Below are 13,430 nucleotides of genomic sequence, written 5' to 3' on the forward strand. Positions count from 1 at the left end.
GGCGCGCCGAACGGGTACGAAACCGTTCCTTACCTCTGCATGTCCCCCACCATTGCCGAGAGTCCGGACCGGCAGATGGGAAATCGGGCCGGGAAATTGGGCCCGAGAATTGAATCGGCGGGATCGCGCGATGACTCACCTATTCCAGGACGGATTCCAGGGCGGCGCGCTGCGGCAGGACGGATCGCCGGATCGCTACGGCCCCCAGGACATGAGTTATGTCCGCAAGGCGATGGTGCTGTCGCTGATGCTGGGGCTGGTGGCGGGCTGCTTCGTGGTGCTGCGCCCCTTCCTTGCCGCGATCCTCTGGGCGGTGATCCTGACCTTCAGCACATGGCCGCTGCACCGGCGGCTGGAACGCGCGCTGGGCGGACGGACCACCCTGTCGGCGGGCCTGATGACGCTGGCGGTCATGGCCCTCCTGGTCGGGCCGCTGACCCTGCTGGGCGCGGAGATGTCGGAGCATGTGCTGCGCCTGTTCGAAGCCGTGCATTCGGCCATGGACAGCGGATTGCCGCCGCTTCCCGCCTGGCTCGCCGCCCTGCCCGGGGCGGGCGCGCCGCTTCAGGACGCCTGGACCACCTTGTCCGGCGGGGAGGCCAGCCTGCGCACGGTGCTGCGGCCCTATCTGGGGCTGATGCGCGACTGGGTGCTGGCGGCGGGCGGCAATCTGCTGTCCGGCACGTCGCTGATCGCGGTCAGCGTCTTCATCGCCTTCTTTCTGTACCGCGACGGGCAGGCGGGGGTGGAGCGGCTGGGCAACGTCATGGGCCGGATCGCCGGGCGGCGGGCCCGGCGGGCGCTGGACGTCGCGGGCGAGACCATCAACGGCGTGGTGCGCGGGGTGCTGGGCACGGCGCTGGTCCAGGCCATCGCGGCGGCGCTCGGTTACTGGATCGCCGGCCTTCCCGGCGCCTTCTTCCTGGGCTTCCTGACCTTCTTCCTGACGCTGGTGCCGATGGGGCCGGCGCTGATCTGGGTGCCGGCGGTGATCTGGCTGGCTGGCCGCGGGGAGACCGGCATGGCCCTGTTCGTCGCAGTGTGGGTCGGGCTGCTGGTCGGCACGATGGACAACACGCTGCGCCCCATCCTGATCGGGCGGAGCAGCGACCTGCCCTTCATCGTGATCTTCCTCGGCATCGTCGGCGGGCTGCTGGCCTTCGGGCTGATCGGGCTGTTCCTCGGCCCGACCCTGCTGGCGGTCGCCTACAGCCTCGTCCAGGAATGGAGCGGCGGAGGCGACGAAGAGGCGGCCTGATTTTGGGGGAATGATTTCGCCGTACTCATACGAAAATATGAAGACCGGATCTTGCGAAGGGAGAGGGACCGGGCCATCTGTGCGGGACTGGCTCCGGGCCCCTCTGGCGGTCCGCACGGTACGGACCGCGATGTCGGAGCCCTTCACCTGAGTGGACGGAACCGCCGTCCCCATCTGGAGGGTCCGTATGACCGACACGTCCTTTTCCTCTTTCCGGTACGCTTCCGCTTATGGCGATACGGCGCATGGCGCCGCGCGCCAGCGGCTGGAATGGCTGACGCGGCTGATGGACAGCGCGGTCCGCGTTCCGGGCACGAACATCACCTTCGGCGCCGACGCGGTGCTGGGCCTGGTGCCCGGCGTCGGCAACCTCGCCACCACGGCGGTGTCCGGCTATCTGATCCGCGAAGCCTGGAGGCTGGGCGTGCCGCGCGGCAAGCTGATGCGCATGGTCGGCAACGTGGCGATGGACAGCCTGATCAGCGCCGTGCCGGTTCTGGGCAACGTCGCCGACGTGTTCTGGAAGGCCAACCGCAAGAACATGGCGATCCTGGCCGAGCATCTGGACCGCCATCCTCCCCACGGCGGCCACCCTTATGGCCACCGGACCCACCGCCGCCGTTCGGCGCCCTACACCATCGATGGCGAGTGGCGCCGGACGCGGTGACGGCGGGGGTTACTCCCCGCCGAACGTGGCGCGGTGGCTTTCCAGCATCAGTTCGTCCAGCCGGCGCCCGGCGGTGAAGCCCGCCAGCCCCGGCGGGACGGGCATGTCCGCGGGAAGATGCGGGCAGGGCTCCGCCGCGCCGATCACCTGGACCACCGGATAGCGGGCGGCGTAGATGGGCAGGGGCCGGTCCTCCTCGTCATCGGACAGGCCCTTGCTGCGCACCTTGCCGCTCGCCTCCTCGATCTCCATCCCGACGACCATGGTCGCCTTGATCTCCTGCGCCGTGCTGGCCCGCAATTCGGCGCTGCGCCCCGGATAGAAGCGGTCGATCATGGCGTCCAACGCGCGGGCCTTCGCCTCCGGCTCCTCCACGATGCGCGCCGTGCCGAAGCACATGGCGGACCGGTAATCGGTCGAATGGTTGAAGCCGGTGCGGGCCAGCACAAGGCTGTCCAGGTGCGTCACGGTCAGGCAGACCGGCAGGCCGTCGCGCTGCGTGCGCAGCATCCGGCTGGCCGAGGAGCCGTGCCAGTAGAGATGGTCGCCCTCCCGCCAGAAGGCCGTGGGGGTGCAGTAGGGTTGACCGTCGATGACGTAGGCGATGTGCGCGATCATCGCCGCGTCGAGGATGGCGTGGACGGAGGCGCGGTCGTAGCGCCCCCGCTCGTGCAGGCGCTTCACCCGGTTGCGGTCGGTGACGGGGTAGCTGTCGGACGGAACGGCCTCGGACATCGCGGAACTCATTTCGAAGAGGTGGACAACGGCGCCATTAGAGCCTAGCCATTGGTCCGGCGTGAGAGCCAATTCCGACCACAGAGACCGGACCAATCCCGATGGCCGCCGACCTGTCCGACCTTATGCTCCTGCCCATCGACCGGACCGGGACGGAGCCGCTGCTGCGGCAGGTCTACCGGGAGCTGCGCCGCGCCATTCTGTCGGGGGCGCTGCCGCCCGGCGGGAAGCTGCCGCCGACGCGCGCTCTGGCCGAACGGCTCGGCGTCGCGCGCAACACGGTGGTCGCCGCCTATGAACAGCTTCTGGCCGAAGGCTTCATCGAGGGACGTGTCGGGGCGGGCAGCTTCGTGTCCCGCGACCTGCCGGACGGGCTGGAGGTCCCTCCCCCGGAGCCGCCCCGCCACGAAAGGACGACGGCGGCGCCGACCGACCCGTTCGGCACCGCCCCCTTCAGCACCGGGCGCTGCGCGCTGGACGAGCGCAGCCTCCAGATCTGGCGCAGCCTGACCCTGCGGCGGTTGCAGCGGCCCGACCCGGAGATGCTGGGCTATGGCGAGCCCGGCGGGCCGGCGGCGCTGCGCCACGCCATCGCCCGCTATCTCCAGACGGCGCGGGCCGTGCGCTGCGAGCCGGAGCAGGTGGTGATCACCGCGGGCGCCCAACAGGCCATCGACCTCGTGCTGCGGGTGCTGCTGCGGCCCGGCGACCCGGTGTGGCTGGAGGACCCCTGCTACCCCGCGGTGCGCGCGGCGCTGGAGGCGGCGCAGGCCCGCGTCGTGCCGGTGCCGGTCGACGGGCAGGGGATGGAGGTGGCGGCGGGCGTCGCCGCCTCGCCGGACGCGCGGCTGGCCTATGTCACCCCCTCCTCCCACTATCCGCTGGGCGTCGTGCTGTCCATGGCGCGGCGGATGGAGCTTCTGGCCTGGGCGCGGCGGGCCGGGGCCTGGGTGCTGGAGGACGATTACGACAGCGAGTTCCGCTACGCGGGCCGTCCGCTGGCCTCTCTTCAGGGAATCGACGGCGGCGGGCGGGTGATCTATGTCGGCACCTTCAGCAAGGTGCTGTTCCCCGGTCTGCGGCTGGGCTACGCCGTGCTTCCGCCGGAGCTTGTGGGGCCGGTGCTGACCATGCGCCGCCTGACCGACTGGCACCCGGCGACGCTGTACACCGGCGTGGTGACCGATTTCCTGGAGGAAGGCCATTTCGGCCCGCACCTGCGCCGTATGCGCCGCCGCTACATGGCCGCGCGGGACGCGCTGGCCGAGGCCATCGGCGCCCATCTGTCGCCCTGGATGGAGGCGGAGGTGCCGGAGCAGGGCATGAAGCTGATCGCCCGGCTTCGCCCCGGCCTGTCGGACCTCGACGTGGCGGCAGCGGCGGCCCGGCGTGGGATCGCCGCCCGCCCGGTCAGCCCGATGCACATCGCCGCCCCGCCCCTGCAAGGGCTGATGCTGGGCTTCACCGGCCACGAACCGGGCGCCCTGCGCCACGCCGCCCGCGAATTGGCGGCGGCGTTGGCGGCCGCAAAATTAGACGTCTAATTCTTTTTCCCGAGATGACCGCATCGTGGTCGTAATAGCCCCTCCAGGGAGCGGGGAAAAGGGGTTACCGATAAAAAGCGCACCCCCTCCATTGCGCACTCCCCCGCCGCACCCCTTGGCTTTCCCCGGTGGCGGCGCCGTTCCAGCCGGACGGGTTACCCCCGATCACCCATTCCCGGCCCGGCCCTCTCCGGTCTTTGGGCGCCCCCTACCCCGGATACCCCCGGCAAGACAGGCCCAACCTTGCGACGATCAAGCTGCGCGCCTGTTGAAGACGCGCTGCTCTTCAGCCTTTTCCGGCGGCCATCCGATTCAAAGACGGAGATTTTTCTTACAATGTGCGGCATCAGCGGGGAAATCCGCTTCGATTCACGCCCGGCCTCCGCGTCCGCGGTCGGCTCGATGACCGAGGCCCTGGCGTTGCGCGGCCCCGATGGGCAAGGCGTCTTCGCCCATGGCCGGCTGGCCTTCGGCCACCGGCGGCTGAGCATCATCGACCTGTCCGAAGCGGCGCAGCAGCCGATGGTCGATCCAGAGCTCGGCCTCGGCATCGTCTTCAACGGCTGCATCTACAATTATCCGGAGCTGCGGGCGGCGCTGGAGGCCAAGGGCTACCGCTTCTTCTCGCACGGCGACACCGAAGTCCTGCTGAAAGCCTATCACGCCTGGGGCCGCCGCTTCGTCGAGCGGCTCTACGGCATGTTCGCCTTCGCCATCTGGGAACGCGACAGCGGGCGCATCACGCTGGGCCGCGACCGGCTTGGCATCAAGCCGCTCTACCTGTCGGAGACGGCAGGGCGGCTGCGTTTTGCCTCCACCCTGCCCGCCTTGCTGGCCGGCGGCGACCTCGACACCGGCATCGACCCGGTGGCGCTCTACCAGTACATGAGCTTCCACGCCGTCGTCCCGGCGCCGCGGACCATCCTGAAGGGCGTGCGCAAGCTGCCGCCGGCCACGCTGCTGACGCTGGAGCCGGACGGGCGCCGCAGCGAGGAGACCTATTGGGAGCCGGTCTTCGGCCCGCAGCCCGGCGACGACCGGATGTCGGAGCGCGACTGGCAGGACGCCGTGCTGTCCACCCTGCGCAAGGCGGTGGAGCGGCGGCTGGTCGCCGACGTGCCGGTCGGCGTGCTGTTGTCGGGCGGGCTGGACAGCTCCGTCATCGTCGCCCTGTTGGCCGAGGCCGGGCAGACCGGCCTTCAGACCTTCTCCATCGGCTTCGAGACCGTCGGGCAGGAGGCGGGCGACGAGTTCCAGTATTCCGACCTGATCGCCGAGCGCTTCCGCACCGACCACCACAAGCTGTTCATCGACAGCGGGCGCGCCCTGCCCGCCCTTCAGGACTGCGTGCGGGCGATGTCGGAACCGATGGTCAGCCACGACGCCATCGGCTTCTTCCTGCTGTCGCAGGAGGTCTCCAGGCATGTGAAGGTGGTGCAGAGCGGCCAGGGCGCCGACGAGATCTTCGCCGGCTACCACTGGTACCCGCCGATGATGGAGGCGGCGGACCCGCTGTCCGCCTACGCCCGCGTCTTCTTCGACCGCAACCGCGACGAGATGGCCGAGGCGCTGAACCCGCAATATCTGGCTGATGAGGACGCGGCCAGCGCCTTCGTCGCCGCCCATTTCGCCCGGCCCGGTGCCGACCGCCCGGTGGACAAGGCGCTGCGGATCGACACCACGGTCATGCTGGTGGACGACCCGGTGAAGCGGGTGGACAACATGACCATGGCCTGGGGCCTGGAAGGGCGTGTTCCCTTCCTCGATCACGATCTGGTCGAACTCGCCGCCCGCGTCCCGCCGGAGTTGAAGCTGCGCGGCGGCGGCAAACACGTCCTGAAGGAGGCCGCGCGGCAGGTCGTCCCCGCCGCCGTGATCGACCGGCCCAAGGGCTATTTCCCGGTGCCGGCGCTGAAATACCTGCGCGGCCCCTATCTGGAGCTGGTCCGCGACGTGCTGAAGCAGCCCGCCGCGCGGGAGCGCGCGCTGTTCCAACCGGCCTATCTGGACCGCCTGTTCCACGATCCGGAGTCCCATATCACGCCGCTTCGCGGGTCGAAGCTCTGGCAGGCCGCCCTGCTGGAATTCTGGCTGCAAACCCACGGGATCTGAACACCGCAAGATGACGATGATACAGAACCGCAACGAGACGTCCTTCCGCATCGAACGCGCCCTGGTGTCCGCCTTGATGGACGAGGCCGCGCCGCGCCCGAGCCGCCGGACGGGGGCGGGAACCGGGCCGACGCCGCGCGCCGTGGTGAATTGCGGCTGGGGCCGCCTGCTGTTCGCCCACACCTTCCCCGACGTTGGCGAACTGATCGCGGCGATGCGGCAGGAAGGGCCGGGACGGCGCGACATCGCGCTGTATCTGGAGGACCCGCATGTGGCGCTGGCCCAGGCGCCGACCGAGCTGTTCCTCGACCCCTCCCACACCTACCGCCTGCGGCTGGCCGGGTTCCGACCGGGCATCGAGACGCGCGGCTTCACCATCGAGAAGCCGCGCCGCCGCCAGGACGCCGACGCCGTGAACCGCATCTACGGCGCCCGCGGCATGGTCACCATGGACCCGGAATTCTGGTGGGCGGAGCGCGACAGCCGCGTGCTGACCCACCTGATCGCCACCGATCCGGTCAGCGGGGCGGTCATCGGCTCGGTCACCGGGGTGGACCACGCCCGCGCCTTCAAGGACCCGCAGAACGGTTCCTCCCTCTGGTGTCTGGCGGTCGACCCGCAAGCCGCCTATCCCGGCATCGGCGAGGCGCTGGTCCGCGCGCTGGCGGAGCATTTCCGGGAGCGCGGGCGCAGCTTCATGGATCTGTCGGTCCTGCACGACAACGCCAACGCCATCGCGCTTTATGAAAAGCTGGGCTTCCGGCGGGTGCCGGTCTTCGCGCTGAAGACCAAGAACCCGATCAACGAGAAGCTGTTCGCCGGTCCGGCGGTGGAGGCCAGCCTCAACCCCTACGCCATGATCATCATCAACGAGGCCCGGCGCCGCGGCATCGGGGTGGAGGTGGTGGACGCGGACTCCAACCTGTTCCGCCTCAGCTTGGGCGGGCGCAGCATCCTGTGCCGCGAAAGCCTCAGCGAACTGACCTCGGCGGTGGCGCTGTTCCGCTGCGACGACAAGGCGGTGACCCGGCGCACGCTGCTGCGGGCGGGGCTGTCCGTCCCGGACCAGATGACCGCCGGCGGCATGGACGACAACGCCGCCTTCCTGGAACGCCACGGCAGCGTCGTGGTCAAGCCCGCCCGCGGCGAGCAGGGCCAGGGCATCACCGTGGACGTGCGCGACGCGGAAACCCTGTCCTGGGCCATCGGCAAGGCCCGGACGGTCTGCGACACGGTGCTGCTGGAGCGGTTCGTTCAGGGCCAGGACGTGCGCATCCTGGTCATCGATCACCGCGTGGTCGCCGCCGCGGTCCGCCGTCCGGCGGAGATCGTCGGCACCGGCGACCGCAAGATCGCCCAGCTCATCGAGGCGCAGAGCCGCCGCCGCGCCGCCGCCACCGGCGGGGAAAGCCGCATCCCGATGGACGATGAAACGGAACGCTGCGTGCGCGACGCCGGTTTCTCCATGGACTCGGTCCTTCCGGAGGGGCAGGCGCTGGCCGTGCGCAAGACGGCCAACCTGCATACGGGCGGCACGCTGCACGACATCACCGACCGCCTGCACCACCGCGTGGTGGAAGCGGCGGTGGAGGCGGCGCGCGCCCTCGACATTCCGGTGGTCGGGCTGGATCTCCTGATCCCCGACCTGCTGGGGTCCGACTACGCGATCATCGAGGCGAACGAGCGGCCCGGCCTTGCCAACCACGAACCGCAGCCCACCGCCGAACGCTTCCTCGATCTTCTTTTCCCCTATTCCGCGCCCTATTCGGCGCCCTATTCGGCGAACGATCCGCGGGCGTGATGCGTGCAGGAGGTGGCATGGAGCAGGCAGCCTTGACGCGGACCGGGATCGTCTGCCCGGTCATCGACATGGAGTATCTGACCGGCCTTCTCCGCCGCCTGCTGGAGATCCCGAGCCCGACCGGATACACCGACCAGATCGTGCATTTCTGCGGCGACGAACTGCACCGTCTGGGCATTCCCTTCGAGCTGACCCGGCGCGGCGCCATCCGCGCCGATCTGGCGGGGCGGCAATACAGTCCCGACCGCGCCGTGGTCGCCCATCTCGACACGCTGGGCGCCCAGGTGAAAATGCTGAAGCCGAACGGGCGGCTGGAGGTCGTGCCCATCGGCACATGGTCGGCGCGCTTCGCGGAAGGGGCGCGCTGCACCGTCTTCACCGACAAGGGCAGCTACCGCGGCACCATCCTGCCGCTGAAGGCGTCCGGCCACACCTTCAACGAGGAGATCGACAGCCAGCCGGTGGCCTGGACCAACCTGGAGATCCGGGTGGACGCCCGCTGCGAGACGCTGGAGGAGCTGTGCGGCCACGGCTTCAACATCGGCGACTTCGTGGCCATCGACCCGCAGCCGGAGTTCGACGCCGGCGGCTTCATCAATTCCCGCCACCTCGACGACAAGGCCGGCGTGGCGGTGATCTTCGCCGCGGCCAAGGCCATCCTCGACGCCAAGCTGCCGCTGCCGGTGGACTGCCACCTGCTGCTGACCATCTCGGAGGAGGTCGGGTCCGGCGCCTCGTCGGTGCTGCACAAGGACGTGGCGGAGATGGTGACCATCGACAACGGCACCACCGCCATGGGCCAGAACAGCCGCGAGTTCGGCGTGACCGTCGCCATGGCCGACAGCACCGGCCCCTTCGATTATCACCTGACGCACAAGCTGCTGTCGCTGTGCCGGGACCATGACATCGAGCACCAGCGGGATGTCTTCCGCTATTACCGCTGCGACAGCGCCGCCGCCATCGAGGCCGGCAACGACATCCGCACGGCCCTGGTCTGCTTCGGCATCGACAGCTCCCACGGCTACGAGCGCATCCACGCGGACTCGCTGCGCTCGCTGGCCGAACTGATCGCCCTCTACATGCAGAGCGACGTCGCGATTCCGCGCGACCGTGTCGGCATGGGACCGATGGGCGCCTTCCCCTGGCAGCCCACCGCCCCCGCGGCGGTTCCGGAGGAATAGCCGGCGGACCGTGCCTCAGCCCCGCGGCAGGTAGCCGAGCTGGTGCGAGATCGCGTCCGCCGTCTCCACCACCTTGGCCCGCAGATGGTCGAGCGTGGCGGGCTGGTCCATCACGGCGCTGGGGCCGGACAGGTTGATGGCGGCGATGACCTCCCCGCGGTGGTCGCGGATCGCCGCGGCGATGGCGACGATCCCCGACACGAAGGAGGAGCGGTTCATCGTCCAGCCGCGCTTGCGGTCCTCCGCCACCTCCTGGATCAGCGAGGTCAGCGTGACCGCGGTGGTGTCGCTGTAGCGGTCCAGCCGCACGCCGGTGTAGAGCTGCGCGATCGCCTCGTCGCCGAGCCCGCTCAGCAGCATCCGGCCCATCGCGGTGGCGTGGGCCGGCAGGCGGTAGCCGACCGCGATGTTGCTGGACAGCGTCATGTGCGAGTGGGCGCGGTAGACGTAGACGATTTCCGTCCCGTCGCGCACCGCCATGTGGGCCGAGATCTGCGTGCTGTCGCGCAGCCCGTCGATGTAGGGGATCGCCACCTCGATCCCGTCCAGCCCCGACAGGTAATGGTAGCCGAGCTGCATCGACCGCGGCGCCAGCCGGTAGGACTTGCCGTCCCCCGCCCGCCCGATGTAGCCGAGATGCTCCAGCGTGAAGACCAGCCGGTAGGCCGAGGCCCGCCCGATCCCCAGCGCCTTGGCGATGTCGGTCAGGGACAGCGTCCGGCGCTGCGGCGTGAACAGCTCCAGGATGGCCAGCCCGCGTTGCAGCGCCGGGGCGATGTAGGTGTTCGGATCGGTCTCGCTCATGTGTCCCGGCGCAACCCCTCGATGGCGCGCCGGTAGGCGGCCCGGATGGCGTCCTCCCGGACGTGGCGGCCCTCGCGCACCACGGTCCGCCCCGCGGCGACCACGTCGCGCACGGCGTGCCCGTCGCTTGCGAAGACATACGCGTCGAGGAGGCTGTCGTCGGCGCGAGAAAGCAGTTTCGGGTTGTCGGCGTCAAGCACCACGAGATCGGCGGGCTGGCCCACCCGGATGCCGCCGCCCGCCACCGGCTGTCCCAGCGCCTGCGCGCCGCCGGACAGCGCAGCCCGGTACAGGCCGCCGCCGATGGACGGGCCGTCCCCGGCGCGCAGCACGTTGCGCCGCCGCTGCACCAGCCGCTGGCCGTATTCCAGAATGCGCAGCTCCTCCGCCGCCGACACGCTGATGTGGCTGTCCGATCCGACGCCGAACCGCCCGCCCTGCGCCAGGAAGGGAATGGCGGGGAACAGCCCGTCGCCCAGGTTGGCCTCCGTCGTCGGGCAGAGGCCGGCGACGGCTCCGCTCGCCGCCAGCCCGTCCACCTCCGCCGGGGTCAGGTGCGTGGCGTGGACGAGGCACCAGCGCGGCCCCACCGGGGCGTTCTCCAGCAGCCATTCCACCGGGCGCCTGCCGCTCCAGGCGACGCAGTCGTCCACCTCCGCCGTCTGCTCGGCGATGTGGATGTGGATGGGCGCGCCGGGGTCGAGCGCGTCGAGACCGGCCAGCGCATCGCGCATCTCCTCCAGCGTCACCGCGCGCAGGGAATGCAGGGCGAGCCCGACGCGGCGGCCCGCCCGCTCCGCGCCCATCGCCCCTTGCATGGTCGAGACGATGGACAGCAGCCCGTCCACGTCGTTGATGAAGCGCTTCTGCCCGTCGGACGGCGGTTTTCCGCCGAAACCGCTGTGGGCGTAGAGCACCGGCAGATGGGTCAGCCCGATCCCCGCCGTGTCGGCGGCGGCGAGGATGCGGCGCGACATCTCCGCCCGGTCGGCGTAGGGCCGCCCGTCCGCGTCGTGGTGGAGGTAGTGGAACTCCGCCACCGCCGTGTAGCCCTGCTTCGCCATCTCCATGTAGAGCAGCGCCGCGACGGCCTCCGCCGCCTCGGGCGTCATGCGGCGGACGAAGCCGTACATGGCCTCGCGCCACGTCCAGAAGCTGTCCTCCGCGGGGCCGGCGTGCTCCGCCAGCCCGGCCATGGCGCGCTGGAAGGCGTGGCTGTGCAGGTTCGGCATGCCGGGGATCACCGGCCCGGCGGCCTGCGGCAGACCGTTCGCCGCCGCGTCCCGCTCCACCGCGGTCAGCGTCCCCCGCGCGTCGAAGCGCAGCGCCACGTTCGAGGCCCAGCCCTCGGGCAGCAGCGCCCGCCCGCAAAAAAGCCCGCTCATGCCGTCCATCGCCGCCTCCGTCACGCCCGGTCCTCCGCCCAATCCAACATAGCTTCGACGAACCGCCGCAGATGCGGGCGGACCCGCGCGGCGCGCTCCCCGGCAAAGGCGAAGGGCGCATCCTCGTTCATGTAGGTCACCTGCGCCATCTCAAGCTGCACGGCGTGCCAGTTCTCATCCGGGCGCCCGAAATGGCGGGTGATGTGGCCGCCCTTGAAGCGCCCGTCGCGCACATGGGTGAAGCCGTCCGCTCCGGCGGCGTCGCAGACGGCCTTCAACCGGTCGCTCAGGGCGGGGTCGAGGCTGCGCCCCTCGTTGGTGCCGATGTTCAGGTCGGGCAGCCGCCCGTCGAACAGCCGCGGCACGGCGGAGCGGATGGAATGGGCGTCGAACAGGACCGCGCGCCCGAACCGGTCGCGCAGCCGGGTCATCTCCGCCGTGATGGCGTCGTGATAGGGCGTCCAGTAGCGGGCGATCCGCTCCGCCACCTCCGCCGAGTCGGGCTCGGCGCCCGGCTGGTACAGCGGCGTCCCGTCGAACAGGGTGGTGGGGCACAGGCCGGTGGTGGCACCGCTGTAAAGCGGCGTGTCGTTGCTGGGGCGGTTCAGATCGACGACGTAGCGCGAAAAGCGCGCCTGGATCACCCCGACGCCAAGCTCCTCCAGGAAATCGTAGAGCCGCGGCAGGTGCCAGTCCGTGTCGGGCAGTCCCTGCGCCGCCGGCACCAGCCGGCCGACGAATCCGTCCGGCAGCGCGGTGCCGGCGTGGGGCAGGCTGACCAGCACCGGACGGCGCGCGGCGCGGAACCCGAAGACCTCCATACCCTCTCTCCCCTGCGACATCTGTTTTGTCTGCAAAACTTTCAGCATCCCTGTTGTCGCCCCACCGGCACCCCGCCGCGAGCGCGGTGTGGAACCGCAACGCCGGCGTTGCCATAAGGCGTCCGTCATGCTCCAGTATGACAAACGGCGTTGACGCAGCTGTTTTCCCTGGGCAACATATGTTTTATAGGCAAAACACGGCGCTGCCAAGCCGGTCGCTGCGCAGGGGCTCCTCCCGGCCTTCGGACATGGCAACGCGGGCGCAACGAACAGGGAAAAGCTGATCCATGAAGCCCATTGGGAAGTCCATCGGTAAGTTTCTCGCCGCCGCCACCTTCGCCGCCGCCGCGGTCGTCACCGTGGTCGGCGCCGGCTCCGTCCCGGCGCGCGCCCAGGACGCGGTGATCGCCTCCATCAAGCAGAACGGCACCTTCCGCGTCGGCGTGGACGCCACCTTCGCGCCCTTCGAATTCTCGCAGGACGGCAAGAAGACCGGCTTCGACATCGAGCTGGTCGAGGCCATCGCCAAGGAGCTGGGCGCCACCAAGGGCGTCGAGTGGGTGGACATCGACTTCAAGGGCCTGATCCCCGGCCTGCTCGCCAACCGCTTCGACATGATCGCCTCGGCCATGTACATCACCGAGGAGCGCCGCAAGGTCGTCGGCTTCTCCGACACCTACTATCCGGGCGGCCTCGTCATCATGGTCAAGGCGAACAACACCGCCGTGAAGGGTCCGTCCGACCTCGAAGGCAAGACCGCCGCCGTGCAGATCGGCACCAAGTCGGTCGCCCACCTGAAGGAGCACTTCCCCAAGACGAAGATTGTCGAGGTGGAGACCAACGCCGAGATGTTCGGGCAGGTCGAGACGGGCCGCACCGACGTTGCGGTGACCGGCAAGCCCGCCGCCAAGCTCTACGCCCAGACCCACCCGACCGTGAAGGTGCTGGACGAGCAGCTCACCACCGAAGACTACGGCTTCGCCATGCGCAAGGAAAACACCGAGCTGGTGACCAAGGTGAACGCCGCCATCGCCAAGCTGAAGGCCGACGGCACCTATCAGAAGCTCGTGGACAAGTGGTTCGAAGCCAAGAAGTGATTGTTATTTTTGTGAACGGAGGACC

Annotated in this window: 11 protein-coding genes; 7 read left to right on the forward strand and 4 right to left on the reverse strand. The window is 69.8% G+C overall.

The window, feature by feature from the left end; all coding sequences use genetic code 11:
• Window positions 1-130 precede the first annotated feature (130 nt).
• A complete protein-coding gene (locus QSG27_RS00485) occupies window positions 131-1,258 on the forward strand; it encodes an AI-2E family transporter (protein WP_306703153.1) in 1,128 nt (375 codons plus the stop codon).
• 187 nt (window positions 1,259-1,445) lie between these two features.
• Window positions 1,446-1,925 carry a DUF4112 domain-containing protein gene (locus QSG27_RS00490; protein WP_306703154.1) on the forward strand — a complete coding sequence of 160 codons (480 nt, stop codon included), beginning with the start codon at window positions 1,446-1,448 and terminating at the stop codon, window positions 1,923-1,925.
• Between the two features lie 9 nt (window positions 1,926-1,934).
• Here the strand turns inward: QSG27_RS00490 and QSG27_RS00495 are convergent, their stop codons facing one another.
• Window positions 1,935-2,660, reverse strand: a complete 726-nt coding sequence (locus QSG27_RS00495; RefSeq protein WP_306703155.1) for a pyridoxamine 5'-phosphate oxidase family protein — start codon at window positions 2,658-2,660, stop codon at window positions 1,935-1,937.
• Between the two features lie 101 nt (window positions 2,661-2,761).
• Between QSG27_RS00495 and pdxR the strand changes: the two genes are divergently transcribed.
• The 4 genes from pdxR (at window position 2,762) to QSG27_RS00515 (ending at window position 9,298) form a co-directional block, all read left to right on the forward strand.
• The gene (gene pdxR / locus QSG27_RS00500) at window positions 2,762-4,204 is read left to right on the forward strand and encodes a MocR-like pyridoxine biosynthesis transcription factor PdxR (RefSeq protein WP_306703156.1); all 1,443 of its coding nucleotides are present in this window, start codon (window positions 2,762-2,764) and stop codon (window positions 4,202-4,204) included.
• Window positions 4,205-4,540: 336 nt separating this feature from the next.
• Entirely contained in the window at window positions 4,541-6,316 is a 1,776-nt protein-coding gene (locus tag QSG27_RS00505) for an N-acetylglutaminylglutamine amidotransferase (protein ID WP_306703157.1), read from the forward strand.
• Between the two features lie 10 nt (window positions 6,317-6,326).
• Complete coding sequence (gene ngg, locus QSG27_RS00510; protein ID WP_306703158.1) at window positions 6,327-8,117, forward strand: N-acetylglutaminylglutamine synthetase; 1,791 nt, start codon at window positions 6,327-6,329, stop codon at window positions 8,115-8,117.
• A gap of 17 nt (window positions 8,118-8,134) precedes the next feature.
• The gene (locus tag QSG27_RS00515) at window positions 8,135-9,298 is read left to right on the forward strand and encodes an osmoprotectant NAGGN system M42 family peptidase (protein ID WP_306703159.1); all 1,164 of its coding nucleotides are present in this window, start codon (window positions 8,135-8,137) and stop codon (window positions 9,296-9,298) included.
• Window positions 9,299-9,313: 15 nt separating this feature from the next.
• Here QSG27_RS00515 and QSG27_RS00520 read toward each other — a convergent pair whose 3' ends face one another.
• Genes QSG27_RS00520 through hutG form a run of 3 tightly spaced genes read right to left on the reverse strand, consistent with a single transcriptional unit; the run spans window position 9,314 to window position 12,308 of the window.
• Window positions 9,314-10,102, reverse strand: coding sequence for an IclR family transcriptional regulator (locus QSG27_RS00520; protein WP_306703160.1), 789 nt, complete (start codon window positions 10,100-10,102; stop codon window positions 9,314-9,316).
• Window positions 10,099-11,487, reverse strand: a complete 1,389-nt coding sequence (locus tag QSG27_RS00525) for a formimidoylglutamate deiminase (RefSeq protein WP_306703161.1) — start codon at window positions 11,485-11,487, stop codon at window positions 10,099-10,101. The genes QSG27_RS00520 and QSG27_RS00525 overlap by 4 nt, the downstream gene beginning before the upstream one ends.
• Window positions 11,488-11,507: 20 nt before the next feature.
• Window positions 11,508-12,308, reverse strand: coding sequence for an N-formylglutamate deformylase (gene hutG, locus QSG27_RS00530; RefSeq protein WP_306703162.1), 801 nt, complete (start codon window positions 12,306-12,308; stop codon window positions 11,508-11,510).
• A 287-nt stretch (window positions 12,309-12,595) separates the two neighbouring features.
• On the opposite strand from hutG, the gene QSG27_RS00535 reads away from it, so the two are divergent.
• Window positions 12,596-13,405, forward strand: coding sequence for a glutamine ABC transporter substrate-binding protein (locus tag QSG27_RS00535; protein WP_306703163.1), 810 nt, complete (start codon window positions 12,596-12,598; stop codon window positions 13,403-13,405).
• Window positions 13,406-13,430 lie beyond the last annotated feature (25 nt).

This window comes from Azospirillum isscasi, from assembly GCF_030849505.1.
GTDB classification, from domain to species: Bacteria; Pseudomonadota; Alphaproteobacteria; order Azospirillales; family Azospirillaceae; genus Azospirillum; species Azospirillum isscasi.

What these genes read in the sequence shown, in the direction of transcription:
- QSG27_RS00485 (WP_306703153.1), top strand. Translation starts at nt 131, where the DNA reads ATGACTCACCTATTCCAGGACGGATTCCAGGGCGGCGCGCTGCGGCAG.
- QSG27_RS00490 (WP_306703154.1), top strand. Translation starts at nt 1,446, where the DNA reads ATGACCGACACGTCCTTTTCCTCTTTCCGGTACGCTTCCGCTTATGGC.
- QSG27_RS00495 (WP_306703155.1), bottom strand. Translation starts at nt 2,660, where the DNA reads ATGTCCGAGGCCGTTCCGTCCGACAGCTACCCCGTCACCGACCGCAAC.
- pdxR (WP_306703156.1), top strand. Translation starts at nt 2,762, where the DNA reads ATGGCCGCCGACCTGTCCGACCTTATGCTCCTGCCCATCGACCGGACC.
- QSG27_RS00505 (WP_306703157.1), top strand. Translation starts at nt 4,541, where the DNA reads ATGTGCGGCATCAGCGGGGAAATCCGCTTCGATTCACGCCCGGCCTCC.
- ngg (WP_306703158.1), top strand. Translation starts at nt 6,327, where the DNA reads ATGACGATGATACAGAACCGCAACGAGACGTCCTTCCGCATCGAACGC.
- QSG27_RS00515 (WP_306703159.1), top strand. Translation starts at nt 8,135, where the DNA reads ATGGAGCAGGCAGCCTTGACGCGGACCGGGATCGTCTGCCCGGTCATC.
- QSG27_RS00520 (WP_306703160.1), bottom strand. Translation starts at nt 10,102, where the DNA reads ATGAGCGAGACCGATCCGAACACCTACATCGCCCCGGCGCTGCAACGC.
- QSG27_RS00525 (WP_306703161.1), bottom strand. Translation starts at nt 11,487, where the DNA reads ATGAGCGGGCTTTTTTGCGGGCGGGCGCTGCTGCCCGAGGGCTGGGCC.
- hutG (WP_306703162.1), bottom strand. Translation starts at nt 12,308, where the DNA reads ATGGAGGTCTTCGGGTTCCGCGCCGCGCGCCGTCCGGTGCTGGTCAGC.
- QSG27_RS00535 (WP_306703163.1), top strand. Translation starts at nt 12,596, where the DNA reads ATGAAGCCCATTGGGAAGTCCATCGGTAAGTTTCTCGCCGCCGCCACC.